Genomic DNA, 1980 nt, shown 5'->3' with positions numbered 1-1980 from the left:
GGAAATCGCCGAGGCGGTCGTTCAGTTCTCGTTTGTGCCCGAGAGAGCTTCGATGACGGTGAAGAGACCCGAATGGTCGAGTCCGCCGTTGCCCTGTTGCACGGTTGCGGCGACGAGCTGGGCGACCGTGGCGCCGAGCGGGATCGCCACTCCTGCCTCGCGGGCGGCGGCGGTGACGATGCCCATGTCCTTATGGTGGAGTTCGAGCCGGAATCCGGGGTCGAAGGAGCGGTCGAGCATCTTCTGCCCCTTCTGGTCGAGCACCTTGGACCCGGCCAGTCCTCCGCCGAGGACCTGCAGTGCCGCACTCGTTTCGACTCCGTAGGCTTCGAGGAAGACGACGGCCTCGGCAAGGAGTCCGATATTGCCGGCGACCATGAGCTGGTTCGCGGCCTTGACGGTCTGGCCGGCGCCTGAGGGGCCGACGAGGACGATGGTCTTGCCGACGGCGTCGAAGACATCGTCTGCGGCGTCGAAGTCGGCCTGGTCTCCGCCGACCATGATCGACAGGACGCCGTCGATGGCTCCGGGTTCGCCTCCGGAGACGGGAGCGTCGAGGGGTTTGAGACCGGCGTCCTTGGCCTGGGCCGCCAGGTCGGTGGCCACATCGGGGCGGATGGTGGAGAAGTCGATCCAGGTGGCCCCGGCTGAGGCGTGGGCGAGGATTCCGTCGTCGCCGGTGAGCACGGCTTCGACGTCGGGTGAGTCGGGAACCATGGTGATGATGACGTCGGCCTCGTCCACCGCCTCGGCGATGGTGGCGGCGGCACTGCCTCCCGCCTCGGCCAGCATTTGGGCCTTGGCCGGGGTGCGGTTGAAGCCGCGGACGTCGAATCCGGCGTTGATGAGGTTCTTGGCCATGGGCAGGCCCATGATGCCGAGTCCGATGAAAGCGATGGTCTTGGACATGGTGGGGGTCTCCTTCGAGTCGTCGGTGGTGAGGTTCAGGCGGTCTGGGCGGCGCGGTCGAGCCAGTCGAAGGCGGTGGCGCGGTCCTGTTTGTATTCGAGTGCCACGGATCCGGTGTAGCCGAGCTCGAAGGAGCGGTCGATCCACTGGCGCAGCGGCAGCGATCCGGTGCCGGGTGCTCCGCGGCCGTCGGCGTCGGCGATCTGGATGTGGCCGAAGTTCGCGGCTTCGGCTTCGATGACGGACGCGACATCGTCGCCGTTGACGTGCATGTGATAGAAGTCGGCGAGCACGGCGATGTTCTCGGGTCCGTCGGCGCGGACGCGTCCGACCACCTCGGCGGCGTCGGCGTAGCGCTTGAGCGGGTAGGCCTCGGCCCCGGAGACGGGTTCGACGAGGACAGTTCCGCCGATCTCGGCGACCTTGCCGGCGGCCAGCGCCAGGTTGGCGGCGGCCGTGGCGTCCTGTGCGTCCGCGTCCTGGCCGTCGGTGCGCAGTCCGTAGAGTGCGTTGAAGGCGCGGCAGCCGGTGCGACGGCCGATCTCGACGACGATGTCGACGTTCGTCGCGAAGTCCTCTTCGGCGCCGACGATCGAGACCATTCCGCGGTCGCCGGCGGCCATGTTCCCGGCCCAGAAGTTCAGGCCCTCGAGGGCGACCCCTGCGGATTCGAGGGAGGCGATGAACTCATCGACCTCCGCCGAGGTGGGGGTCGGGTTCCCGTCGAAGGGCCACCAGAATTCGACCTCGTCGAATCCGGCGTCCTTCGCTGCCTGGGCGCGTTCGAGAACGGGCAGTTCGGTGAGCAGGGTGGAGCAGTTGAGGACGTAGCTGCCAGGTGAGGTGAAGTTCTGGGACATTGAGCTCTCCTTTGAGTTGCCGCTAGTTTCCGTATTGTGGAAATGTATTTCCAGTCCGTGAAATCAGCATAAGTGGCCCACGGAGTTCCCGTCAAGACCTTCGTCCCAGAACTACGTGACGGCGGCCCAGACGCCCGCGATGTCGGCCGGGGTTCCCATGGCGAAGATCGTCGCCAGGGCGTCGCCGTCGTCGGCGGCGTGGCGGATGCCG

2 protein-coding genes are annotated in these 1980 nt (G+C 67.0%); both read right to left on the bottom strand.

Annotation, left to right across the window (positions count from 1 at the left end; translation table 11 throughout):
• Positions 1–21 precede the first annotated feature (21 nt).
• Positions 22–909 carry a 2-hydroxy-3-oxopropionate reductase gene (locus AD89_RS0117735; RefSeq protein ID WP_025781036.1) on the bottom strand — a complete coding sequence of 296 codons (888 nt, stop codon included), beginning with the start codon at positions 907–909 and terminating at the stop codon, positions 22–24.
• Between the two features lie 35 nt (positions 910–944).
• Complete coding sequence (locus AD89_RS0117730; protein ID WP_025781035.1) at positions 945–1769, bottom strand: hydroxypyruvate isomerase family protein; 825 nt, start codon at positions 1767–1769, stop codon at positions 945–947.
• Positions 1770–1980 lie beyond the last annotated feature (211 nt).

It is taken from the genome of Brevibacterium sp. VCM10 (genome assembly GCF_000583215.1).
Lineage (GTDB): Bacteria > Actinomycetota > Actinomycetes > Actinomycetales > Brevibacteriaceae > Brevibacterium > Brevibacterium linens.
This window is presented reverse-complemented; position numbering and strand designations above follow the sequence as displayed.